Below are 25,791 nucleotides of genomic sequence, written 5' to 3' on the forward strand. Positions count from 1 at the left end.
ATAAAAACCTCACGGCGTTTTTACATACCCACGTGAGGTTATTAACTTGCTAATTAATAATGATAAATTAACTGGTTTTCATGATATTTTTGATGATATTGGTTGTAGAAATACCATCTTCAAAGTTAAGTACTTTAACTTCGCCTCCCGCGGCCCATACCTCCGCACTGCCCGCGATCTCTTCAGGTCGGTAATCCCCCCCTTTAACTAAGATATCAGGCAAAACTTCTGCGATTAGACGCTGTGGAGTGTCCTCTTCAAAAGCCACGACCCAATCTACTGCCCCTAAAGCCCCTAGTACAGTCATACGCTGTTCTAATGGGTTAACTGGACGTGTTTCACCTTTTAAGCGGCGTGTCGAAGCATCACTATTTACAGCCACAATTAGGCGGTCACCCAATTTACGCGCGTTAGCTAAATAAGACACATGCCCAGCATGGAGAATATCAAAACAGCCATTAGTCATCACTACACGTTCACCGCGCAGTCTTGCATTCTCAACCGCTTGTTTTAATTCACTTTCAGTCATAACACCAAAACCAGTGTCAGCACGGCCACGAATAGCGTTTTCTAATTCAATAGGCGAAACCGTTGAAGTCCCTAATTTGCCCACCACCACGCCTGCTGCGGCATTAGCTAGTGCGCAGGCTTCATGTAATGGGCGGCCAGATGCAATAGAGGCAGCGAGAACACCAATAACCGTATCCCCTGCCCCCGTCACGTCAAACACTTCTTGTGCTTGAGTCGGTAAATGCAATGGGGCTTCATCACGGCGAATTAAGCTCATACCTTGTTCTGAGCGCGTAATTAGCAGCGCTTTAAGCTCCAATGACTGAAGCAGCTTCATGCCTTTTTCTTCAACGTCTTGGTTGTTTTTACATGGCCCAACAATCGCTTCAAACTCAGACATATTTGGAGTCAATAAAGTTGCCCCACGGTAACGTTCGAAATTGTTTCCTTTCGGGTCAATCAAGACTGGAACATTGGCCTTGTTGGCGAGCGCTATCATCTTCTCAACATGAGTTAACGCCCCTTTTGCATAGTCAGACAGCACTAGTGCGCCGATGTGTGGCAGTGCTTGTTCTATGCGCTCCAGTACAGGGGCAACATCCACGTTTTCAAAACCTTCTTCAAAATCGAGGCGAATAAGTTGCTGATTACGTGAAAGTACGCGTAATTTAGTAATGGTTGGATGGGTGGGGATAGCCACAAAATCACAACGAACCTGCACGGCATTTAAATTTTTAGTGAGTGCTTTTGCCGCGTCATCAATTCCAGTTAACCCCACAAGGCGTGAATTTGCACCCAATGACGCAATATTCATCGCGACGTTAGCCGCACCACCGGGACGCTCTTCGACCATTGTGACTTTAACAACCGGGACAGGGGCTTCTGGCGAGATACGGTTTGCGGGACCATGCCAATAACGGTCTAACATAACATCACCAACCACCAGCACACCGGCTTGTTTATAATCCGGAAGAGTTACTTTCATCCTGCACTCCAGTCTTAAAAAGGAAATCTGATAATAATTAGCAACAATACTAGCATATTGCGCTGTTTAGCTAAATAAAATGCGTTTGTTCTTTATTCTTCAAGCCATTTTTGCCAACTTGCTAAAACTTGTTCACGTTGCTGAGAAAATTGGCTTATCTCAACACGGCTTGGCAGTGATTGTAATGCTAAGTGATGGAGCTCATTACGCATTGTGACATACGCTAGAGTTAAAGCATTCGCTTCATCTTCTGGCATAAAACCATACTGCGCCATCAACTCGAAAATACGCACATTATCAGACCAACGTGTTAGCGCATTATTTTCTGCGGCAAAACGCAAAACTAAGTATTGTGCGATAAATTCAATATCAGTGATCCCACCAGGATCCGCTTTTAAGTCGAATTCATTAACTTGATGACTTCCTAGGTGCTGATGCATTTTCAACCGCATATCACGCACTTGCTGTTGCAAAGTTTTAGGGTCTCTTGGCATACACAGAGTTTCGTGGCGAGTCTGTATAAATTGCCGTTGTAAATCCTCATCACCAAACACCATTCGAGCTCGAATTAGCGCTTGATGTTCCCATGTCCAAGCATCATTTTTTTGGTAATCATCAAATGATTGTATGGTACTGACCAACATTCCTGATTCACCAGAAGGCCTGAGTCGCGCATCAACTTCATACAACACACCAGAAGGGGTTCGAGTACTAAACAAATGAATAATACGCTGAGCAACACGCAAGTAAAATTGGCGAGCATCAATGGAACGTTCACCATTGGTGACAACATCTAAAGGGCAATCGAAGAGAAAAACGAGGTCTAAGTCAGAGCCATAGCCCAGTTCCCAGCCGCCTAGCTTTCCATAACCTAATACCGCAAACCCATATTGTTTTTTGTCACTTTGCTCTAGATGCGCTGGCTCACCATAGCGTTTTACCATTTTTTGCCACGCTTGGTGGACCACCGCATCAATAATTGCTTCCGCAAGGTAAGTCAGATGATCACTGACTTTCATTACCGGCAAAACACCTGAAATATCTTCAGCAGCAATACGCAATAATTGAGCTTGTTTGAATTGACGTAATGCTTCAAGTTGTTGTTCTTCGTCATCTTCAGGAACGCGCATTAAATATTGGCGCAGCTCATCACGGTAGGCCGTTAGCGGTAAGGGTTGGTATAATGATTGAGGGTCGAGCAACTCATCAAGTAACAATGGGTGGCGAGCTAATTGTTCCGCTATCATAGGTGAAGCCGCACATAAACGAATAACGTGCGTCAAAACCTCATCAAATTCAAGCATTAACTCTAGGTAAGTTGTGCGGCTAACAATGCTCAGTAACAGTGGTGTGATGCGCTCAATGACTTGCCCTGCATCATCACGCTCACCGACTTTAGCCAATAATTTAGGCATTAATTCATCAAGAACATCTCGCCCTCGAGGACCAATGGTGCGTTTATTGAGATCATGACGGAACATCACTATACCGTGAATGATACGTTGTGCAATCTCTTCACTTTTAGACGGCAAATAGCTGGCTAATTCTTCTTTTGATAATTCACTTTGCCATAATGTGATATAAATTTCATCGAATACATCAATGTTCTCAGAGTCATCTTCCTGGCCTATTTGCTCGGTGAATATTTGATGCACAGCTGCCATTTTCTGACTCAAAACCTGATAAAATGCAGGCCAATCAGCAAAGCCCATCCCCCATGCTAAACGCGCTTGGTTTAAAGCCTCTTCAGGGAGTGTTTGTGTCTGTTGGTCATCGATACTTTGCAGTAAGTTTTCGACTCTACGCAAGAAAAGGTAGCCATCTTGTAGAATATTAACCTGATCTTCGGTTAACAATGCGAGTTCACGGATCCCTTGTAACGTTGAAAATAAAGATTGCGACTGTAAAACAGGTTCTCGTCCACCTCGAATGAGTTGGAAAACCTGTGAAACAAATTCAACTTCGCGGATCCCCCCAGCGCCTAATTTGATGTTATTGACCAAACCACGACGCCTAACCTCTCGCTCAATCATATTTTTCATATTGCGTAAGGATTGGATCACGCTAAAGTCGATATAGCGACGATAAACGAAAGGACGCAAAAGCTTTCGCAAACACTCCTCATAATGGAGGCTATCAGCGCCCATAATACGGGCTTTAACCATCGCATAGCGTTCCCAGTCTCGCCCTTGTTCTTGGTAATAATCCTCAAGTGCAGAAAAGCTAAAAACCAGCGGACCACTATCTCCAAATGGGCGTAAACGCATATCTACCCGATAAACAAAGCCATATTCCGTCACTTGATCGAGTACGCGGATCAATTTTTGCCCTAAACGCGTAAAAAATTGCGCATTATCTAACTCTTTTCGGCCACCTTGGGTAACCCCATTTTCTGGATAAGCAAAAATCAGGTCAATATCAGAAGAAAAATTGAGCTCTCGGCCCCCCAACTTCCCCATCCCTAAAACCAACAGCGGCTGCGGTTTTCCTTCTGCATTACAAGGTGTTCCCCATGACTGACGATATTCTTGATACAACCAGTCTCGCGCTGCAACAACCAAGCTTTCCGCCAATATACTGAGCTGATAAATCGTTTCTTTTTGCGTGCTTATTTCTAGCACTTGCATCCATGCACAGCGCACTAACATATGATGACGAAATGAGCGCAACACTCGCATCAAGTGGTCTTCGTTGCTAACAGATGACAAATCTTGAGCTAACCATGATGCATAACTTTTCCATTCATCGGCTTGTGGTGGTCGAGAGCGAATTTCAAGTAAAAAACGCGGATGTGCTAATACTTGCTTTAACACAAAATCACTGAATGCAAGCACTTGAATTTCTTGTTTATTTAACGGTAATAATTCATTCGCTTGTTCCGCTAACTGGCTTAAAACGCGTTCACCTTGGCTTTGTAATAACTCAGGAAAAGCATGCATATTATCAATACCTTAATGGGCTTCTTGATAGGTTAAAGCACTTAACCACTGGATAAAGGCTAATTTACACTTTAACCACTGGCTGCTATAGCAAAAATCCTCAGCACTAATTGCTTCACCGGCAATATCTGAACGTAATTGTTCCAGTGGAGTGTCATGGATAAAGTGAGGTACAGAATTTTGGTAATGCACTAAAAATGCCTGAACAAAACGTAAAAACTCACTGAAGCCTTGGCGTGCATTGCTGCCATTTGCTAACCAGTAGTCTTCATGCTGCTGGCAAAGTAATTGCATATGCGTTAATGATTTTTCGAGGGGGTACTCTTCATAGTCAAACACCGAATTTGGAGGAGTTAATGGCGCTTTTGTCGGCGATAACAATGAATAACCACGTGCAGCTTTGCTAAGTGATGACAAATGTAAGCCGTCGATATCTGCAAATTTCTTCGCTAAATTGAGTACATCAGCAATAAAGCCTTTTTTTAGTTCTAGTTCAAACTCTTGAATAGGCAAATCCTTTGCGCCAGAGGAAATCTCACCTTGGTCAAAAACCACTTCTATTTCGCTATCTTCAAAAGTCACTAACCACTTTTCACGGGTAAAATTGGTGCTAAAGAGGATATTTAATTCAGACTGAAGCTGTGAAACATCAGTGCCTTCAGGCCAAATTTCAGCCGGTAATGCGGCTAAATCAAGCTCAGGTGAATCAATGTCAACATTATATTCAGGCCGTTGGTGTAAGCCGCCTATCGCCTGCCCAGCCGTTTTCATTGTCATTTCATAACGACCATCACAACCGCGGATACGTAAGCCCATATCCCACTGACGTAACTGCTTATTTGCCGTATCAAAGTAGATATTGGTTAACTTCGTCGGCTCACTGTATTGGTGAGACAATGTCGATAGACACTGTCGTACAGCCTCTATTGCGGAACTCTTAGCGGCAAGTTTGAGTTCAACCTCTACGTGGCTCATACATATCCTTATTTAATTATTTCACTTCACTCATATTACCCCAATCAAGCTAAGCTGAGAAAAGAAACTGTGTGATAAACAAAAATTCTACCTGTCATATTTCTTTCAGTGAGTTATATTGAAAACAAAGTAAAAATAAGGGTAATTTAGACAGTTAGGATAGTTCTCATTCTCCTTTAGACTGTAGAGACATCTGCGTTTAGGATTTGCACCCTCGCGTTTTACTCATTAGTATTCAATTAATATAAAACTCATTCACCATCAAAAGACTGTAAATACCATGCGAAAAATTCCATTATTATTAATTTCAATCATGGGGCTAGGCCTTTCCTTAAATTCACATGCAGCAGAAAAACGTTATGTGTCAGATGATTTATCCACATACGTTCATAGTGGACCTGGCACAAAATATCGTATTGTAGGTACGCTCAATGCCGGGGAAGCGGTTGAACTGCTTTCCACAGATAACAAATTTGCACAAGTTCGCGATGAAAAAGGTAGAACGGTCTGGTTACCTGTTGACCAACTCAGCAATACTCCAAGCATGAAAACCCGCATTCCAGAACTTGAAGCTGAGAATCAAAAGCTACGTCAACAACTCGACAATATCGACAGTACGTGGAATACACGAACTGCAGATATGCAGCAAAAAGTGGCTGATAATGACAATATCGTCAGCCAGCTAAAAGCCGAAAATGAAAAATTAAAAAATGAGTTGATCAAATCCGGTAAAAAGCTAGAGATTGCAGAGGTCAACTTAGATGATCGCCGTCGCGAATTAATCTTACAATGGTTTATGTATGGCGGTGGTGTTGCCGGTGTTGGCTTAATTTTAGGTTTGATTTTACCGCACATTATTCCGCGTCGTAAAAAACGTAATGATGGTTGGATGTAATTGAGGCCATTCAAATGAAAGTCTATCTCGTGGGTGGCGCAGTGCGTGACCAACTTCTTGGACTACCTATTTCAGATAGAGACTACGTGGTGGTTGGTACAACCCCCGAGGCAATGCTATCTCAAGGTTTTCAACAAGTAGGAAAGGATTTTCCGGTTTTCTTGCACCCAAAGACCCATGAAGAATACGCTTTAGCCCGAACAGAGCGTAAAATTGGTGCGGGCTATACTGGTTTTAGCTGCTATAGCGCACCTGATGTGACCATTGAAGATGATTTGCTACGTCGCGATCTGACAATTAACGCGATAGCACAAAGTGAATCAGGTGAAATTGTTGACCCATACCAAGGCGTGAAAGACCTCAAGAGCCGTGTTTTACGCCATGTTTCTGATGCATTTTCTGAAGACCCTTTACGGGTCTTGCGGGTTGCTCGTTTTGCTGCTCGCTACTTTGAGCATGGTTTTACTATCGCACCAGAAACATTAACCTTGATGCAAACAATGGCCGCTACAGGGGAATTATCTTACCTCACCGCTGAGCGCGTTTGGACGGAAACAGAAAAAGCGCTGAAATCAAATTCTCCACAGGTGTATTTTGATGTTTTACGCCAATGTGGTGCATTAGCTGTACTTTTTCCTGAAGTTGATGCGTTATTTGGTGTTCCTGCCCCTGAAAAATGGCACCCTGAAATTGATACGGGTATCCACACTCTAATGGTAATGAAAGTGATTGCCGAGCTATCTAATAATGTGGATATTCGCTTTGCTGCCTTATGCCATGATTTAGGTAAAGCGCTGACACCGCCTGATATTTGGCCGAGTCATCCAAACCACGGTGAGGCAGGTATTCCATTAATAGAAACTCTCTGCGCAAGATTAAAAGTACCCACTACGGCTCGTGACTTAGCCCGTCTAGCGGCACGCTATCATGATAAAATTCATGTTATCAATAAATTACCTGCTAATGAGCTAATTGCGATTTTTGATGGGCTTGATAGCTGGCGTAAACCAGAACGTATTGAACAACTGAGTTTAATCAGTGAAGCGGATGCAAGAGGCCGGTTAGGGCTCGAACAGCAAACGTACCCACAAGGGATATATTTCAAGCAGGCTTTTACTATCGCACAAGCGGTTGATGTCAAACCTATCGTTGAACAGGGATTTAAAGGCCCTGAAATTCGCCAAGAACTTACAGAACAACGCATTGAAGCGGTAACAGATTGGCAGCAGCAACAAATCATCTAACGACCATAAAACTGGCGGCTAAACACCGCCAGTCATCATTTAAGCGGTTTTCATGCCTCTTTCTATAATAACCCCAACCTGCTTGGCTCGCGCCACGGCTCCCGGCTTAGCCACCTTAATACGAACCCATGGGCTAGCAAACTGTGTCATCAATAACTGTGCAACTTCTTCAGCAACACGTTCTACTAACCCAAACTTGTTATTCCCTACATGAGCTAGGATAGCCTGACTAACTTTGGCATAATCTAGGCAATATTCTACATTATCGCTCATAGACGCGCGTTTGTTATCCCATCCCATTTCGATATCGAGCACGAGTTTCTGTTCAATATCTTGTTCCCAGTCATATACACCAATCGTGGTGATGACTGATAATTGCTCAATAAATACGATATCCATCACGTCATTTTCTCATTTATGTACTGAATTGATACCACTTCAGCAAAAATATGCGTATTATCCAAGACTGAAGTGAATTTATGGCCTTAACCGTTTTTGGAGTTAGCTATGAGTGCAACCGCGCTTGGCATGATAATCTTCGCCTATCTTTGTGGCTCAGTTTCGAGTGCGATACTGATCTGCCGTTTGGCGAGACTACCCGACCCCCGTCAACACGGCTCTGGTAACCCTGGTGCAACTAACGTATTACGTGTAGGCGGTAAAGCAGCCGCTGCCGGAGTACTCATTTGTGACGTATTAAAAGGGATGATACCAGTTTGGCTTGCTTATTATTTAAATGTGCAGCCATTCTATCTTGGCTTTGTTGCAATTGCAGCCTGTCTTGGGCATATATATCCCATTTTCTTTCGTTTCAAAGGCGGAAAAGGGGTAGCAACCGCATTTGGTTCAATTGCCGCTATTGGTTGGGATCTTTCTGGTTTAGTCGCAGGGACATGGTTACTTACGGTATTGCTTAGTGGTTACTCATCACTCGGCGCGATTGTCAGCGCCTTACTTGCCCCCTTCTATGTTTGGTGGTTTAAACCTGAGTTCACTTTCCCTGTCGCCATGTTGTCTTGTTTAGTGTTAGTTCGCCATCACGGTAATATACAACGCCTTTGGCGCGGTCAAGAAAGCCGTATTTGGCAAAAACTAAAAAACAAAAAGCAAAAAACCAATAAAGAAATAGCCCAAGAAACCAAAGAACAAGAACTAGATGACTAATCGTTAATATGATTTTTCCTAAGAAGAGCTGATTTCAGCTCTTTTTTTATGCTATTTGCCTTGTTTAAAATTTCCAAAAACTCCTCCAATAACAACCGTTCGATATCTCTCCTTAAAACTGTACTGATAGCAATTTGTGCTACGTTACATTTTTGCCATAACCAGCGCACACTTTTAAAAAAAGTTAAATAATTGCAAATTTATTACTAAGGAATATTTAAAAGCTGTCGACTATATAAAAGGAAAATTAAACAATAATAATGGTATTTATAATGAGCAGAACCCCTTATATCACTCAAAACGAATATGTATTAGATGAAAATATCACCTTGATGACAACCAGCGATTTGCAAGGAAATATTGTCCATGCTAATGATTTCTTTGTACAGGTTAGTGGTTATGAATTAGATGAGTTATTAACACGTCCACACAATATTATCCGCCATCCGGATATGCCCAAGGAAGCTTTTGCCGACATGTGGGCAACACTTAAAAAAGGAGAACCTTGGACTGGTATTGTGAAAAATCGTCGCAAAAATGGCGACCATTACTGGGTTCGAGCCAATATCATTCCAATGGAACGAAAAGGGGCTATTACAGGCTATATGTCTATTAGGACACGCGCAACACGTGAAGAAATTGCTACGGTAGAACTCATTTATGACGCAATGAATGAAAATAAAAGCCAACGAAAAATTTTTAAGGGAATTGTGCTTTCTAAAAAAATGCCATTTCACTTTTCAACATATTCAACGCGTTCGCGTATCCGGCTAATCATGAGTTTGTTATTTATTCTTTGGCTCATCATGGCAAGCTTCATTCCCCAGCCAATCGCACCGCTTATGATGATGAGTGCCTGTACATTTATCACGTTACTGATCGGTAATGTGGTATTTGAAAAAATGCTAGCAGCGCCATTGGAAGACATCACCAAACAAGCACTTGGTATTGCACGAGGAAATCGACATAGCGTTAACCATATGCAGCGCACAGATGAAATTGGCTTAATATTACGTTCTATTGGGCAACTGGGGTTAATCTGCCGCTGGTTAATCAAAGATGTCTCCGAACAAGTTGATAACGTTCGCAAAGGCAGTGAATCTTTGGTTTCTGACTGTCATGAATTAGAAACACATACTCAGAGAACCGTCGGATACATGCAACAAACCGTTGCGACAATGAACCAAATGTCCGTTTCTGTAAAAATGAATGCCGATAATACTATTCAAGTTGATCAACTTTCCAATACCACCAGCGAAACCGCAGTCAGTGGGGGCGCAATGATGGAAGCTGTTGTTGATACCATGAATGAAATTGTCAGTAGTACCAGCAAAATCAATTCCATCACTGATGTGATTAAAGACATCGCATTTCAAACTAATATACTCGCGTTAAATGCGGCGGTAGAAGCCGCGCGTGCAGGTGAACAAGGGAAAGGCTTTGCTGTGGTTGCCAATGAGGTCCGTAGCCTTGCAAGCCGCAGTGCAAGCGCAGTGAATGATATTCGCGAATTAATTAATGATTGTGAAAAGAAAGTCAATTCAGGAAAAAATCAAGTCCATACGGCAGGAGATACCATGAAGGAAATTGTTGACCAAATACAAAACGTCACTCAATTGATCACCCATATTAGCCAAGCGACCTCTGAACAAGCGGCTGGTATCGCCGACATTACCCAAGCAGTCAGTGAGCTCGAAACCATCACACAACAAAGTACATTACTGGTAGAGCAAAGCACAGAGACATCAACGATGGTAAAAGCACGCTCAAGCCGACTTGAAGATGCGGTTGTTGTTTTACATTAATATCTAATTGAATAGCAAAAGGGCTGTCATCCAGCCCTTTTTACAAAAAATATGAATTCATTAACAATGATTATTTTTCTAAGGGTGGTAATTCAGCCAAAGGCCAGCGCGGGCGAACTGTTACACCAAGCCCTGCCGTTGTTCCACCTTTAAGACGAATAAGCCCCGCTAACGCAATCATCGCACCGTTATCTGTACAAAACTCAGGGCGCGCATAAAAAACTTCACCACCGCGCTGTTTGAGAACGTCTTCCATTTTAGCTCTGAGAGCTCGATTAGCACTAACGCCGCCGGCCATCACCAAGCGTTTAAAACCAGTTTGCTCCAATGCACGTTTGCATTTAATCGCAAGCGTATCTACCACCGCATCTTCAAAGGCTCTCGCAATATCTGCACGGGTTTGGTCGTCATCCGCATTTTCACGAATAGTATTGGCTGCAAAGGTTTTTAACCCTGAGAAGCTGAAATCCAGCCCTGGTCTGTCGGTCATTGGACGAGGAAAAACAAAACGACCTGCTGTGCCTTGCTCTGCCATTCGAGATAACACAGGGCCTCCAGGGTAGTCTAAGCCTAATAATTTAGCTGTCTTATCAAACGCTTCACCTGCCGCGTCATCGATGGACTCGCCAAGTAGCTCATACTCACCAATTCCCGTCACACTGATAAGCTGGGTATGCCCACCTGAAACCAGTAACGCAACAAAAGGGAATTCAGGGCTTTTCTCTTCTAACATCGGTGCCAATAAATGGCCTTCCATATGGTGAACGGCCACGGCAGGAACATTCCATGCAAAAGCTAATGAACGCCCAACAGTTGCACCAACCATTAAAGCCCCCACCAAACCAGGGCCCGCAGTGTAAGCTACAGCGTCGATGTCTTCACTGGTTAAATTGGCTTCTTTCAACGCTGCTTGAATTAACGGCACTGTTTTACGAATATGATCACGTGAAGCCAATTCAGGCACGACACCACCATAGTCTGCATGAACTTTAATTTGGCTGTATAATTGATTGGCTAATAAGCCACACTCATCATCATAGATTGCGATACCAGTTTCATCGCAAGAGGTTTCGATACCTAAAACACGCATTGCACTACCCTTGTTTATTGCATAACCGCAAGTCTATCACTATTTTCGTTCAATCGCGTAATTAATGTTGTCAAAAGGCTGACTTTCCTGACTGTATAGTCTATAATCAGTCCCCTGTAATAAAAAATTTCGTGTGGCTAATTCTCATTATTATCTGGTTTTGTTTGCTTTTTCATCAAATGAACTGCTGATCAGGTAATCTTGTGTGATTCAATTTTATACGGCACTTTACAAACCCGTACTCATTGAAGTAAAATTCCGCACCATTTTAAATGAAGGCTGGTGAATCAGTACCAGCAACAAACCGATTTCTATTGAGGTGAGAGGCACATGCCGGTAATTAAAGTACGTGAAAACGAGCCATTCGACGTTGCACTGCGTCGTTTCAAACGTTCCTGTGAAAAAGCAGGTGTTTTAGCTGAAGTTCGTCGTCGTGAATTCTATGAAAAACCAACGACTGAACGTAAACGCGCTAAAGCATCAGCTGTAAAGCGTCACGCTAAGAAACTGGCTCGCGAAAACGCACGCCGTACTCGTCTGTACTAATTGTTTGCGGTGAAAGCCGCATTCATTGCAGACGATAGCTAATACAAAACTTTAGTTTCTCTCGTAGTCACTCAGTTTTTGTAGTAGTAAATAGCTAAGCAGTTAAAGGCCGTGCTTTCCACAAGGAAGCGCGGCTTATTATCGTTCATCAACAGGCGAAAAAGAGGCTTATGGCTGGACGAATTCCGCGTTCATTTATCAATGACTTGTTAGCAAGAACCGACATCATTGATTTAGTCGATGCAAAAGTCCCGTTAAAAAAACAGGGTAAAAACCATCACGCTTGTTGTCCGTTCCATAATGAAAAAACGCCTTCTTTTACTGTAAATGGTGAAAGGCAATTTTATTACTGTTTTGGTTGTGGTGCGCATGGCAATGCCATCGATTTTTTGATGAATTACGACAAACTCGATTTTGTCGAAGCTATCGAAGAATTATCTGCACTACACGGCCTTGATGTCCCATATGAAAAAGGAACGGGTTCAAGCCAAATAGAACTTCATCAACGGCAAAATTTATATCAGTTGATGGAAAAAATTAATCAATTTTACTGTGCTGCCTTAAGTCATCCTTCTGCTAATAAAGCGAAAGATTATTTAAGCCAACGTGGTTTAAGCACTGAAATTATAGAGCATTTTTCGATTGGCTTCGCCCCTGCGGGCTGGGACAACTTGCTCAAAAAGTTTGCTGTAAACCCAGAAAGTCGCAAACAGCTTGATGATGCTGGCATGTTAGTGACAAATGATAATGGCCGAGTCTATGACCGCTTTAGAGAGCGTGTCATGTTCCCAATTCGGGATAGGCGCGGTCGTGTGATTGCCTTCGGTGGACGCGTATTAGGAGATGCTCTTCCTAAATACTTGAACTCCCCTGAAACCGATATTTTCCATAAAGGTCGCCAGTTATTTGGCCTTTATGAAGCAACACAAAACAGTAATGAATTATCAAAATTACTGGTAGTTGAAGGTTATATGGACGTTGTTGCACTTGCTCAGTACGATATCCGCTATGCGGTTGCTTCACTGGGTACATCAACAACCTCAGAACATATTCAGTTACTTTATCGTTCAACAGATACGGTTATTTGTTGCTATGATGGTGACCGCGCTGGCCGAGAAGCGGCATGGCGAGCACTTGAAACAGCCCTACCTTATCTGACGGACGGCCGTCAATTGCGTTTTATGTTTTTACCAGACGGCGAAGACCCAGATTCATTAGTACGTAAAGAAGGCAAAGACGCTTTTGAGCAACGCATGAAGGATGCTCAAACCCTTTCTGCTTTTTTATTTGATTCACTTGTGCCACAGGTAGATTTAAAAACGCAAGAAGGGAAAGCAAAATTTAGTAAACTGGCTATCCCTTTGATTAAGCAAATACCTGGTGAAACGCTGCGCCTTTATATGGCACAAGAGCTAGGAAATTTTATTGGTATACCGGATATTTCTCAAGTTCTTGCTATGATTGATAGAGAGAGCACAGAACAAGTTAACTATCAGGCTCCCAAATTAAAACCAACCACAATGCGAATACTTATCGCGCTGTTGGTACAGAATCCGAACTTTTCGGAGCTTGTTCCCTCATTAGAGGGAATTGCCCATATTCAAATGCCGGGGCTTTCTCTATTTCAGGAATTGGTTGATGTCTGCCGTTCCACCCCCGGAATGTCAACTGGGCAGTTGCTAGAGCGTTATCGTGATAATAAATTTGCGAAACAGCTTGAAAAACTGGCAACGTGGAACGATATAGAAATAGAGGAGATAGCGGAAAATACTTTTATAGATGCCTTAAACCATCTATTTAATAGCGCACTCGACGAACGTTTCGACTATTTGATAGCAAAAGAACGAACTGAAGGGCTGACCCCAGAAGAGCGCGAAGAAGTCCGCTTAATCACTCTTTCCAGAGTGAAAACATAATCTAACCCAAAACAGAATTAATATTTTAAACGGCTTAAGTGCCGATAAACACAAGGCAAATGCCTGTAAAATGCTACGAAAATAAAGGGCGTAGCGAATAATAAATATTCCCTTTGTATGTTCTTGTTGGCCGAATGTTTCGCCGACCGACACCAATCTAAATACTCAGAAGTGTGGATACCGTCTTATGGAGCAAAACCCGCAGTCGCAGCTTAAGCTACTCGTAACCAAGGGTAAAGAGCAAGGTTACTTAACCTATGCTGAGGTCAACGACCATCTGCCGGAAGATATCGTCGATTCAGATCAAATCGAAGATATCATTCAGATGATTAATGACATGGGCATCCAGGTCATGGAAGAAGCACCTGATGCCGATGATTTAATTTTGGCTGAAAATACTTCCGATACTGATGAAGATGCAGCAGAAGCCGCTGCACAAGTGCTGTCCAGTGTTGAAAGTGAAATCGGCCGTACAACCGACCCTGTTCGCATGTATATGCGTGAAATGGGAACCGTCGAGCTTCTCACTCGAGAAGGCGAAATCGACATTGCAAAACGTATCGAGGATGGTATTAATCAGGTTCAGTGCTCTGTTGCTGAATATCCTGAGGCTATCACTTATCTTCTTGAGCAATATGACCGTGTTGAAGCAGGAGAAAGCCGTTTATCTGATTTAATTACTGGCTTTGTTGACCCTAACGCGGAAGAAGATCTTGCACCAACAGCGACTCACGTTGGCTCTGAATTACCACAAGAAGAGCTTGATAAAGACGATGACGAAGACGAAGAAGATGAAGACGGCGATGACAGCGATAGCGATGACGATAACAGCATCGATCCTGAATTAGCGCGTCAAAAATTCTCTGATCTTCGTGAGCAATATGAAAAAACGCGTCAACATATTAAACAATATGGCCGTAGTGATGCAAAAACGGCTGCCGCTATTGAGCAGCTTTCCGAAGTATTTAAAGAATTCCGTTTAGTTCCTAAGCAATTTGACTATCTGGTCAATAACATGCGTGAAATGATGGACAGAGTTCGCTTACAAGAGCGTACCATCATGAAACTATGTGTTGAGCAGTGCAAGATGCCGAAGAAAAACTTCATTACTTTATTCAGTGGTAATGAGACCAGTGAAACTTGGTTAACTGCTGCAAAAGCAATGAACAAGCCTTGGTCAGAAAAACTACTTGAAGTTGAAGAAGAAATTCTGCGTTGCCTACAAAGACTGCGTCAAATTGAAGAAGAAACGGGTCTGACTATCGAACAAGTTAAAGATATCAACCGTCGTATGTCTATCGGTGAAGCGAAAGCACGCCGTGCGAAGAAAGAGATGGTTGAAGCAAACTTACGTCTGGTAATTTCTATCGCTAAGAAATACACCAACCGTGGCTTGCAGTTCCTTGACCTGATTCAAGAAGGTAACATCGGTCTGATGAAAGCCGTTGATAAGTTTGAATATCGCCGTGGTTATAAGTTCTCAACTTATGCAACTTGGTGGATCCGTCAAGCTATCACGCGTTCAATTGCTGACCAAGCACGTACTATTCGTATCCCGGTTCACATGATTGAAACTATCAACAAACTGAACCGTATCTCTCGCCAAATGCTGCAAGAAATGGGCCGTGAGCCATCGCCAGAAGAACTGGCAGAACGCATGCTAATGCCGGAAGATAAAATTCGTAAAGTACTGAAGATTGCTAAAGAACCTATCTCTATGGAAACCCCTATCGGTGATGATGAAGATTCACATTTAGGTGATTTTATTGAAGATACAACTTTAGAGCTGCCTTTAGACTCTGCAACGTCAGAAAGCTTACGCTCTGCAACTCACGAAGTGTTAGCAGGCTTAACCGCTCGTGAAGCAAAAGTGCTACGCATGCGTTTTGGTATCGACATGAATACTGACCACACCCTTGAGGAAGTTGGTAAACAGTTTGATGTTACCCGTGAGCGTATCCGTCAGATCGAAGCGAAAGCGTTACGTAAATTACGTCACCCAAGCCGCTCAGAAGTTCTGCGCAGCTTCCTTGACGAATAATTGATTTATTTATATCTAAAAACACCTGCTCCGGCAGGTGTTTTTTTATGGTCACTAAAACCATGGAAAGCTACACTACCAGTGTTTCATGCAAATAAACCCAAACACACTTTTCGGGTTCGACCCTGATACATGCAGTCGAAATTCTTAACGACTCAATACCATTTATTTGCTGTTTTTCTTGATACTGAACCCAGCAATAGCCATTGTCTTCGCGCAATGGAATCAGATTAATACACTCTGTAGAAAATGATGTTCTAGCCCCTACATTCTGACTAAATAACTGAGTCACTGCATTTAATCCAATACAATGGCCTTGTGTGGTAACCATTTTGAAGTTGTCATCGAAGCTGGCTAATAACGGCGCCAAACTTTTATTACCACGACGCCCTGTAAAAATATCCTCAATAAGAATATGTAAATCCACCACGCTTTGCTGCGCTCTTTCCATTGTTTCACTCATTTATTTTTCCTTGATCACTGAAATTAATGAAAGTAACCCGAGTATTGATGCAATAAGAAACGTAAGTTGATAACGTAATAAATCACTCGAGAAAGTCATTAAGCTAAATATAGAAATAAATACGACTGCACCAACACTAAATGCGACTTGTCGATTAATATTCCATAACACGCTACCTTGAAGTAAATCTTTGTCTTTGAAATCCATCAACGAGCTAATTTGTGCAGTATTGGCGCTCAACCCTCCACCCATCCCCATCAATAAATAAGCAATTATCAATAAACTGAGCTGGCTGGAAGATGAGACCCAATAAAGCAGAAAAATACCAAGGCTATGTAATGTAATACCAATAATAAATAATCGTTTTTTTCCTATCTGTAAGTAAAGACGTCCACCAGTTAACATTGATATTACCGCCCCCAATGCATATAGCACCATAAATAGCCCGGTTTTTGCTGCACTGAACCCCATGTTCTCTTGTAGATTAAAAATATTGAGTAAATTAACTCCCGTAAAAATACCGGGAACAGCATAGTAAACAATAAAAGCATTACGCAGATTGCTATTTTTCAATAACTGAAAATTTAAAATAGGTTCTCGACATTTTTGGGCATATTTAAGGTAAACAATAAATACGAATACAGAAGTAAAAAAGCTCGCCAAAGCCAATAGTAAATTGTGATAATCATTATAAAAAGAAAATGATAATAATAGGCTTAACAAACTTAAACTCACCATTATTAGCCCCAAAATATCTGGCTTTTCTCTTATTTTTTTCCCATCATTTTTTATCCATATCCAAGCGAGTACTGCCGTTAGTAATGAGAAAGGTAAATTAGAATAAAAGACCCAATGCCAAGACAAAGAATCAATAATTAGGCCGCCAATTGCAGGTGAAAATGCGGGAGCAATTAACGCGACTGTCATAATCAATGTTGATATACGCTGGCGATCATTATTTGGAAATAATGCAAAAACTAACGCCTGACCTACCGGAATTAATAACCCTCCCGCAGCCCCTTGGATAAAGCGCCAAAAAATTAAGCTATATATTGAATCACTGCTTCCACTGAGCCAAGCTGCAATAGAAAAAAGTAGCATGGAATAACACAGTAATTTTTGGTTACCTAACCTACCTGCTAACCATAAGCTGATTGGCATCACCAGAACTAAACCTAAAATATAGGCATTGGCAACCCAAGCCACTTGAGATTGGCTTGCTGAAAATGATGCAGCAATGTCAGGCAATGCTATCGCTGACATAAAAATATTAATACAATCAATAAAGAAACCGAGTAAAAATACTGTGGCAATTTTGTATCGATAAGTCATGGACTTCCTCCGGTGGCAAAGAATAGGTTTAAGTACTTTCTTTGTCGATACAAGGGAGGTAACATGATTGTTTAATAAAAAAGAACAATCGTTATCATTATGCAAAGAAATCTTAAAAAGATTATCAGTTTTCTACAGGTTGTTGATTCGGGTTCATTCACTAAAGCCGCAGATATTTTAGGGCTAAGTCGCTCTATGGTTAGTGTCGATATCAAACAATTAGAAGGTCAGCTTAATGTAAGCTTGCTAACACGAAACACGCGAAATATTGCATTAACAGAGGTAGGAAAACATTTTTATGACGACTTTAAACGTATTCAAAATCAAATAGATGAAGCATTCGAAAAAAGCCAAAATTTAGGAACGAATATTGCTGGTTTGCTACGTTTTTCATCAACGAGTGAATTTGGCCAACGTTTTATTTTGCCGCTACTCCCTGAATTTTGCCGCCTTTATCCTAAGTTAAGGTTACAATATTCATTTAACTCATCATTAGATGACCTGATCACAGAAAAACTCGATTTATCTATTCGATTAGGTAATTTAAAAAATTCATCTCTTAAAATGAAAAAACTAGGTGAATATGAGATTTACTTAGTCTCCACTCCTGAATTTCTAAAAAAATACCCAATCAAACAACTCACTGATTTAGCAAATGTCCCATGGATTAACCATGCGCTATTAAACTGGCAAGATCCTCAATATTTTTTACAGAATTCAAAAAATGAAAAATATTACTTACCTTTAATTAAAAACCAATATGAGTCTAATTCTGCGGCCGTTATTCACCATATGGTGCTAGCCTCTTTAGGTATTGCTATCTGCCCTGCTTGGATGGTTGACGACGACTTGCAGCATGAGCGTTTAGTTCATGTGTTACCCGAATACCGTTTACCGAAACAAAATATTCAATTACTTTATCCAAATACTTTTGTTTTACCGGCTAAGACACGTGCATTTATCGATTTTTTAGTCGATAAATTAGCTGTAAATAAATAAAGATATAAAGATATATCGATTCAATGTTTCTAAAGTGTAGTTTCTAATCTACCACAGTATAAAAACTCATTTTTCTCATTGTTAATGGCTATTATGCCCTCCATGGCATAATAGTTAGCATTATTTCTTAGATGCTAAATAATCTTGCAGAGTGCCTTCCGGTTTTTTCTTACAAAACTCAACAATCTGAGGGACCTCAGCAACACTTTGCTCTGTTAGCGCAACATAATCTCCACCTTTAAATTGCGTTTCTTGGTTTGTTACCCATAACGCAACAGGTGCCCAGCTTTGAGGATCTAAATTAATAAATTGCTGGCAAGTCATATTCTCAGGTGTAACCGTATTTTTGTCTGCTGCCATTGAGTTAAATGAAATTGTAGATACAGCAAATAATACACTAGATATAATAACCTTTCTCATTTTAAACTCCTTTGGAAAATTAAAAACATATAATCATGTGGCTGGTTATTATTAGCATATTATTTATTAGAATTACATATTCCAATTTTGATGATTAAATTTATACTGAATTAAAGAATCGAATAACAAACAATAAAAACAATCAATTACAAATAATGACCTAATTAGAGCATCAATATAAGATTTGTTTTTTATAGAAAAGCCACTTATAAAAAGTGGCCATAAAATTTAACTATACTACTTTTACTTCCATCTCTGCAGGGTCTTTAATTGGTTCATTAACAAAGAAGAAATAAACCAATGATGCAAGGAATGCGACCGTTGCACAAACAACAAGAGCTAAGGTAAATGAATGTGTTTGGTCAATAATAATACCGGTAATAATCGGAGCAAATGACCCTCCAATAAAACCACCGAAATTTTGAATACCACTCACTGAGGTAATTAAACGAGAAGGCACTGAAACTAAAATCAATCCCCAAGCAGAAGTCCCTGCAAAGTGAATAGAAAACAAGGCCATACTAATACAAGCAACAGCTGAAAATGTGCTGTCAGTATAAGCAGCAGGTAGTGTAAACATGGCAGCAAATAATAAGCCTAAGCAAATCATCCATTTACGGCTTTTCATTTTGTCAGCGCCACGTTTCACCACATAGTCTGCAACAACACCATTTACGAGCATTCCAAGCGCACCAAATAAAAAGGGTATTGCGGCAACCCAGCCAGTTTTTTCTAGACTTAAACCTCTGGAGTTTTCAAGATAAGCGGGCAACCATGTTAGATATAGCCAAACCATATAACCCACACCATTAAACCCAATAATCATTCCCCATAAAGAGCGTTGTTTAAATAATGATGCCCATTCTTTGAAAGAAACTTTATTCGTTGAAGATGGTGGAGCTCCGTCATTTAAATAGTTTAATTCATCATCTGTTAATTCTAATTGTTCACGATTACGATAGAAAATAAACCAAAGTATAGACAGAATAATCCCACTAATACCGATAATAATAAACATTGTACGCCAGCCAAAAGCTAACATTAATGCAATGAGCAAAGGTGGAGCCAGCGCTTGAGCTAACGTAGAGGACATATTAACAATCCCCATAGGTAACCCTCGTTCACGAATATTATACCAATCATTAACGACTTTAACGCCTGTAGGTAAATGTGGGGCTTCACCAATACCTAAAATAACTCGCGCAATAATTAAATGGGTAAATGAAGATAATAGCCCTGTAACCGTTTGTGCTAACGACCATAAAAACAAACCAAAGCCATAAATCTTTTTAACTCCAAAGCGCTCCATTACCATACCTATAGGTAATTGGCATAACGCATAGCCAAATGAAAATACTGATAACAGTAATCCCATTTGGGTTGCACTAAATCCTAATTCTTTACTTATTGTAGAGTTAGCAATAGAGAGTGATGCTCTATCTAAAAAGTTAATGATACCTGCTATCAACAAAAATGTAAGCGCAATAAGCTGCCAGCGCTTTAGTCTTTTACTCGCATGTAGTGACATAATTAAGTACCTTTAAGACGTAACAGGACCCTGCGGAATAATATTTACTCCGCAGATTTATTTTATTAATAATCTTTAGTTTTTATCTATTATTTACGACTTTAGCTTTAATATTAATTCTATTTCCACTGGCGTATCAAAAGGCAATGTATTCGTACCTATTGCTGAGCGTGCGTGCTTACCTTTATCACCGAGTATTTCAATTAAAAAATCTGAAGCTCCATTCATGACTTGTGGCTGATTTTTAAAATCATCAGTGCTTTGTACAAAGCCCAATAATTTTATACATTCATCAATTTTATCTAAATCTCCTAAATAGGCTTTTAACGAGGAAAATATATTAACAATACACTGTTTTGCTGCTTCTTGGCCTTGCTCGACTGTTAATTCTTTACCTAACGTACCGCTATAAATTAATACGCCATCTTTTTGACAATCATGGCCTGATGTATAAAGTAAATCACCATACTGCTTAATAGATACATATGAAAACTTTGGTGCCCCTGGTGTGGCAAGTTTAATTCCTTTTTCTTCTAATTTCTTCTCAATATTCATTCACTTTTCCTATTTATTCAGCAATATATTTGCCATGTCATAATAAATTTCAGCCGCAAGATATAACTCTTTTATTTCAACAAACTCATCTTTAACATGAGCTTGAGCTAGTCCCCCAGGCCCCATAATAAGTGTAGGGATCTGGCTGGTAACCGAGAAAAAAGGCGCCTCACATGTCGCTTCAAATATTTCCGGTAGCGCTGTTTTTTCTGTGAAACGGCTCACTGTATCTAATGCAACTTTAGTTAATTCGTGATCCGCTGGGATATCTGAAGCGGGAATAAATAAGTAATTATCTAAGTGATAATCTATCTCTTCACCTTTGTTATATTGCGCGATAGCTTGATGTAAGCTCGCTTCTATTTCTTGTTTTTCTTCCCCTGGAACGAGTCTTCTATCTATTTCAATATCACAATGCTGAGGAACAATATTCGGAGCTGTACCACCATTAATAGTGGTTATAATCATTGAAGCACTACCTAATAGTGGATGACTAATTTCCTCAACAGAAGCGCGATGTTGTTCTATAGCAGGTAGTATTTTAGACATCTTAGAAATTGCACTATCAGGATAACGAGTTTTTGCTGCATGGCCTGCAGTGCCTTTAGTACTTAAATTATAGCGGCTAACGCCTTTATGTGCGATGCATACACCAAGAGAAGTTGGCTCACCAATAATGGCATAATCTGCAGAAATTCCATCTTTAATATAATGCAGCATGCCAAGATTAATTCTCTCCTCATCCACATTAAATACTAAAGTTAAATTACCTGAAAATGTATCTTGATTACGTTTTAATAATGTTGCCGTATACATCATTGCAGCAACACCAGATTTCATATCTGCAGCCCCTCTCCCAAAAACCTTTCCATCTTTAATCACAGGGTCGAATGGCTCGGTACTCCAACCACAGCCACAAGGCACAACATCTATATGACCGTTAAATAATAAATGTTTACCTTTTCCTGAACCTTTTAAATGTGCAATAACATTTGGACGACCAGGAGCTACCTCTTGCATTTCAACATCAATATTTTCTTGTTTAAAATAATGATATATAAATTCAGCAACTTGTTGTTCTTCCCCTGGCGGGTTTTCGGATTTATGCCGAATTAAGGCACAAAGAAGCTCTAGCAACTCATGTTGTTGCTGTTCATTTAATTTATACATTTTATTCTCCGATATTTAATATCGTGCGTCTGGTGTAATAATATGGTCTATTTCATTATTATTTAATGCATATATTTTGTTTGTTAAATTAGGAATGACACAACTGTGATTCGGTATAATATTTAATACATCACCAATATTTAATTTAATTTGTTTTGAGTCATAGCGAAGATAGCCATGTTCTTCATTTAATTTAACTAGTTTTATAGTTGGGTCTTCCACTATATAACCAAAGCCTGGTTCTGCAGATTGGTCAGAAGTTAATGTTTTTGTCCCTGCATCTACTGTTGCATACCCCTCAATAGGAATACTCACAACAGTTGTTCTTATTGTTAAAGCGCAATCTTCAGGCGTATAAATACCACCATAGATAGCATTCATATCTCCAAAAATAAAGTTCCCAGCCCGTGACTCTGTAATCCCTTTTAATTCATCAGCATAGAATGAAGATAGTGTTGACCCGCCAGATGTCCGAGGCGCTGTAATACCCAATTTTTCTAACCGTTCTTGGCAAGATAATAAAAGATCTGCTTCTGCTTTTGCCGCTTTACGTATTTCAGGCTCGGTTCGGTATTGGTATATTGTTCCTGCATAAGTAAATACACCAATAATTTTCAAATTAGGTAATTTTTGTATTGCCAGTGCAAATGGCTCTAAGTCATCTAATTGAATACCTTCCCGGTGAGCACCATAATCAACAGCAATATAGACCTCAATAATTTGGTTTTCTTGCTTTGCTGCTGCTGATAATTGTTCAGCACCTTGTAGGCTATCAATAATCGTTCTTAATTTTATTTTTTTAGCTAACTCAATAAATTGCTGACATTTTTGTTCACCAATCATTGGGTAAGCAAGCAGAATATGATCAATTCCGCCTTTCGCCATAACCGTCGCTTCTTGCAATGTGGCACATGTAATTCCTTTTGCACCACAGGCGATCTCAAATTTCGCTAATTCTACTGATTTATGTGTTTTTATATGCGGCCAGTGTTCAATACCTTGCTGTGTTAGCTTGCCTGTCATGCCTCTGACATTTTTTTCAAGTTGCTGTAAGTCTAAAGCAACATAAGGCGTTATTGGCATAAAAACCTCTCTTATTCTTCATTATTGTCTTCCCCTTTTAATTCCGCTAAATAGGTATAAAGGGTATATTTGGAAATATTTAAAAACTCACAGATTTTCTCACCTGCTTTTTTGATTAAGAAAGCACCTCTATCATCAAAGAATTTAATTGCATCCATTTTTTCTTTTTTACCCATATTGATGACAGGGACTTTGATAACCTGCATGCATTCTTGAATAAGGTGATCTAAAATTTCATTAACGTCCGTGACAAAAACTTCCTTAACCGTATCTTGCTCAATACTATTACGTTGTGTAATGCCTTGAATGGCTTTTTCTGCGGCAATAAATTCTGAGATATCTTGATTAATACAAAGCGCCCCAGAAACTTTGCCAGTTTCATCACGTAAATAAATTGAAGTTGAACGCAACATTTTCCCATCTTTGGTTTGGGTAAAATAATTGTATTTGTCGCCATCAACATCTGTCCCACGCAGTACCTCAAGCCCTAAATTACTACTTGGGTCTCCCACCTTTCGTTTCGTAACATGGCCATTAATAATTGCAACAATACTACTTTCTAACCCTTTGCTATGGTCATGTAATACCACTTCACAATTGTCGCCAAATTGGCCCGCAATTCCTTTCATAACTGCCAATAACATTTCAAAGTTGTCTTGAATAATTTTCATTTTCTACCAAACTTATTTTAATCCTAACTAAATATTAGTTAGATAATAATGGAGACTCAATCAAGATTTGAGCAATTTGTGATCTATCTCTTGATTCTAGCTAACAAATTTTTAGTTGCCATGACTAACATAGCAATACTCCCAGTTTATAAAAAAACTGGGAGATATGATAGAACAAGGGGTTTCAGAGAGTTTATTGATAAATGGGAAGCTATGCAGAGACAAATTAGCAACCTAACTTTTTGTTAGTTTCTATTACCAACAAAAAGTTAGCAGCCCTATTTTTATAAACTCACCCAAAACACGCCAGTTTCTCGGATCTCTGTAAATTGATTTTGGAATTCGACTAAGTTTTGTTCTGGATTTAATGTGCTAAATCGTTCTGGATGCATAAATTTAGCCATAGCTTCAATGGCAAATATATTCATCGGATTGTTGTAAAAATTATGGTAAATCGCCATAACGCGCTTTTCTTTAACTGCCGTTAATGATGAGATCCCTTGTCTATCCATTAATACTGATAACTGCTTCTGCACGTTAGCTTTATTTGCATTATATCCTAAGCTTACTGCGAGCGAACGACGATTAAAGTTGTGCCAATCGGCGCCTGTCAGTAAATAATATTCTGGGTTTAATGTAATAATATTCTCAATGGAACTTTCAGCCCCTTTTGCAGGAAAGCTATCTGCAACTAGATTATTTCCACCTGCCAGGGCCGCTAAAGAACCGTAACCTGAACGCCCATAAAGTTGACAACAATTATCGCTAAATAACCCTGCATTCGCTTCAATCAAAACAGTTGGAAACGGCTGAGCTAATTGGCTTTCAATCGCATCTAATTTTTCTTGGTACAGTTTCGCAAACTGTTCAGCTCTTTCTTGTGTTCCTAATAATTTCCCTAATAATAAAATGCTTTTCGGCGTGTTTTTCGCGATATCCATTCGAAAATCAATAAAAATAACTTGAATACCGGCGGCTTCAAGTTGCGGTAAAATTTGGCTATCACGCATCGCACCATAATTAGCCTTATGCATAATTACCACATCAGGCATTAATTCGATCAATTTTTCAACTTGAAGACCCGCTTCACGAGTTTTCTTTAAGGTTGGAATTTTGTCTAATTCAGGCAACACACTGAAATAAGCTTGTTTTAAATCTGGCGCGTACTGCGTAAGCGAATCACTCCAACCCGCAATACGAGATATCCCACTTTTACCCGCAGCAATATCCACTGGCAAAATATCACGACTATCCACCAAAAATAATTTTTCAACGGGAAGATTAACTGTGACTTCACGACCTTGTAAGTCGGTAATCACCGTTGGCGTTTTTGCCTGCCCCCAAAAGCTTAGTAAGCACAATAATCCTGTGAGAAATAATTTCATGGAAAATCTTTTACCTTAAATTTAAATAGGTTGGTATGAATAAAGCCACTGTACAGTGGCTTATCATTAGTTAAA

General features: G+C 40.1%; 22 protein-coding genes. 8 read left to right on the forward strand and 14 right to left on the reverse strand.

Annotated elements, in window-relative coordinates:
- Positions 1-67: 67 nt before the first annotated feature.
- The 3 genes from hldE to P3L40_RS17320 all read right to left on the reverse strand — a co-directional run bounded on the left by hldE (position 68) and on the right by P3L40_RS17320 (position 5,409).
- Positions 68-1,495 (reverse strand): bifunctional D-glycero-beta-D-manno-heptose-7-phosphate kinase/D-glycero-beta-D-manno-heptose 1-phosphate adenylyltransferase HldE, encoded by a 1,428-nt coding sequence (hldE, locus tag P3L40_RS17310; protein WP_096864068.1) that lies wholly within the window; start codon positions 1,493-1,495, stop codon positions 68-70.
- Positions 1,496-1,587: 92 nt separating this feature from the next.
- Entirely contained in the window at positions 1,588-4,434 is a 2,847-nt protein-coding gene (glnE, locus tag P3L40_RS17315) for a bifunctional [glutamate--ammonia ligase]-adenylyl-L-tyrosine phosphorylase/[glutamate--ammonia-ligase] adenylyltransferase (RefSeq protein WP_210853197.1), read from the reverse strand.
- Between the two features lie 12 nt (positions 4,435-4,446).
- Positions 4,447-5,409, reverse strand: coding sequence for an inorganic triphosphatase (locus P3L40_RS17320; protein WP_004257758.1), 963 nt, complete (start codon positions 5,407-5,409; stop codon positions 4,447-4,449).
- Positions 5,410-5,689: 280 nt separating this feature from the next.
- Here P3L40_RS17320 and P3L40_RS17325 point away from each other — a divergent pair, with 280 nt between their 5' ends.
- Entirely contained in the window at positions 5,690-6,304 is a 615-nt protein-coding gene (locus P3L40_RS17325; RefSeq protein ID WP_036958005.1) for a TIGR04211 family SH3 domain-containing protein, read from the forward strand.
- A gap of 14 nt (positions 6,305-6,318) precedes the next feature.
- On the forward strand, positions 6,319-7,548 hold the full coding sequence (locus tag P3L40_RS17330) for a multifunctional CCA addition/repair protein (protein ID WP_210853194.1): 1,230 nt from the start codon (positions 6,319-6,321) through the stop codon (positions 7,546-7,548).
- 39 nt (positions 7,549-7,587) lie between these two features.
- On the opposite strand, the gene folB is transcribed toward P3L40_RS17330, so the two are convergent.
- Positions 7,588-7,947, reverse strand: coding sequence for a bifunctional dihydroneopterin aldolase/7,8-dihydroneopterin epimerase (gene folB, locus P3L40_RS17335; protein WP_004257772.1), 360 nt, complete (start codon positions 7,945-7,947; stop codon positions 7,588-7,590).
- A 108-nt stretch (positions 7,948-8,055) separates the two neighbouring features.
- Here folB and plsY point away from each other — a divergent pair, with 108 nt between their 5' ends.
- Both plsY and P3L40_RS17345 read left to right on the forward strand, forming a co-directional pair.
- The gene (plsY, locus tag P3L40_RS17340) at positions 8,056-8,712 is read left to right on the forward strand and encodes a glycerol-3-phosphate 1-O-acyltransferase PlsY (RefSeq protein ID WP_004257775.1); all 657 of its coding nucleotides are present in this window, start codon (positions 8,056-8,058) and stop codon (positions 8,710-8,712) included.
- A 272-nt stretch (positions 8,713-8,984) separates the two neighbouring features.
- Entirely contained in the window at positions 8,985-10,517 is a 1,533-nt protein-coding gene (locus tag P3L40_RS17345) for a methyl-accepting chemotaxis protein (RefSeq protein WP_196732494.1), read from the forward strand.
- 70 nt (positions 10,518-10,587) lie between these two features.
- Here P3L40_RS17345 and tsaD read toward each other — a convergent pair whose 3' ends face one another.
- Positions 10,588-11,607, reverse strand: a complete 1,020-nt coding sequence (tsaD, locus tag P3L40_RS17350) for a tRNA (adenosine(37)-N6)-threonylcarbamoyltransferase complex transferase subunit TsaD (protein ID WP_196732484.1) — start codon at positions 11,605-11,607, stop codon at positions 10,588-10,590.
- Positions 11,608-11,937: 330 nt separating this feature from the next.
- On the opposite strand from tsaD, the gene rpsU reads away from it, so the two are divergent.
- The 3 genes from rpsU (at position 11,938) to rpoD (ending at position 16,110) form a co-directional block, all read left to right on the forward strand.
- Positions 11,938-12,153, forward strand: coding sequence for a 30S ribosomal protein S21 (gene rpsU, locus P3L40_RS17355; protein WP_001144069.1), 216 nt, complete (start codon positions 11,938-11,940; stop codon positions 12,151-12,153).
- 170 nt (positions 12,154-12,323) lie between these two features.
- Positions 12,324-14,069 (forward strand): DNA primase, encoded by a 1,746-nt coding sequence (gene dnaG, locus P3L40_RS17360; RefSeq protein WP_110591259.1) that lies wholly within the window; start codon positions 12,324-12,326, stop codon positions 14,067-14,069.
- A gap of 106 nt (positions 14,070-14,175) precedes the next feature.
- The gene (gene rpoD / locus P3L40_RS17365) at positions 14,176-16,110 is read left to right on the forward strand and encodes an RNA polymerase sigma factor RpoD (RefSeq protein ID WP_071585863.1); all 1,935 of its coding nucleotides are present in this window, start codon (positions 14,176-14,178) and stop codon (positions 16,108-16,110) included.
- 70 nt (positions 16,111-16,180) lie between these two features.
- Here the strand turns inward: rpoD and P3L40_RS17370 are convergent, their stop codons facing one another.
- Both P3L40_RS17370 and P3L40_RS17375 read right to left on the reverse strand, forming a co-directional pair.
- A complete protein-coding gene (locus tag P3L40_RS17370) occupies positions 16,181-16,573 on the reverse strand; it encodes a hypothetical protein (RefSeq protein ID WP_196732474.1) in 393 nt (130 codons plus the stop codon).
- On the reverse strand, positions 16,574-17,905 hold the full coding sequence (locus tag P3L40_RS17375) for an MFS transporter (protein WP_153674090.1): 1,332 nt from the start codon (positions 17,903-17,905) through the stop codon (positions 16,574-16,576).
- Between the two features lie 99 nt (positions 17,906-18,004).
- Here P3L40_RS17375 and P3L40_RS17380 point away from each other — a divergent pair, with 99 nt between their 5' ends.
- On the forward strand, positions 18,005-18,904 hold the full coding sequence (locus P3L40_RS17380; protein WP_094961088.1) for a LysR family transcriptional regulator: 900 nt from the start codon (positions 18,005-18,007) through the stop codon (positions 18,902-18,904).
- 120 nt (positions 18,905-19,024) lie between these two features.
- On the opposite strand, the gene P3L40_RS17385 is transcribed toward P3L40_RS17380, so the two are convergent.
- The 7 genes from P3L40_RS17385 to P3L40_RS17415 form a co-directional block, all read right to left on the reverse strand.
- Entirely contained in the window at positions 19,025-19,324 is a 300-nt protein-coding gene (locus P3L40_RS17385; RefSeq protein WP_036958008.1) for an HdeA/HdeB family chaperone, read from the reverse strand.
- 232 nt (positions 19,325-19,556) lie between these two features.
- Entirely contained in the window at positions 19,557-20,852 is a 1,296-nt protein-coding gene (locus P3L40_RS17390) for an MFS transporter (RefSeq protein ID WP_004257818.1), read from the reverse strand.
- Between the two features lie 93 nt (positions 20,853-20,945).
- On the reverse strand, positions 20,946-21,407 hold the full coding sequence (locus P3L40_RS17395; RefSeq protein WP_110591255.1) for a RidA family protein: 462 nt from the start codon (positions 21,405-21,407) through the stop codon (positions 20,946-20,948).
- A gap of 9 nt (positions 21,408-21,416) precedes the next feature.
- Complete coding sequence (locus P3L40_RS17400) at positions 21,417-22,577, reverse strand: M20 family metallopeptidase (protein ID WP_110591254.1); 1,161 nt, start codon at positions 22,575-22,577, stop codon at positions 21,417-21,419.
- Between the two features lie 15 nt (positions 22,578-22,592).
- Positions 22,593-23,660, reverse strand: coding sequence for an alanine racemase (locus tag P3L40_RS17405; RefSeq protein ID WP_210853191.1), 1,068 nt, complete (start codon positions 23,658-23,660; stop codon positions 22,593-22,595).
- A gap of 11 nt (positions 23,661-23,671) precedes the next feature.
- Positions 23,672-24,331 carry a transcriptional regulator gene (locus P3L40_RS17410; protein WP_004257829.1) on the reverse strand — a complete coding sequence of 220 codons (660 nt, stop codon included), beginning with the start codon at positions 24,329-24,331 and terminating at the stop codon, positions 23,672-23,674.
- Between the two features lie 284 nt (positions 24,332-24,615).
- Entirely contained in the window at positions 24,616-25,716 is a 1,101-nt protein-coding gene (locus P3L40_RS17415) for an ABC transporter substrate-binding protein (RefSeq protein WP_136134336.1), read from the reverse strand.
- Positions 25,717-25,791: the final 75 nt, after the last annotated feature.

Source organism: Providencia sp. PROV040 (assembly GCF_032706145.1).
GTDB lineage: Bacteria > Pseudomonadota > Gammaproteobacteria > Enterobacterales > Enterobacteriaceae > Providencia > Providencia hangzhouensis.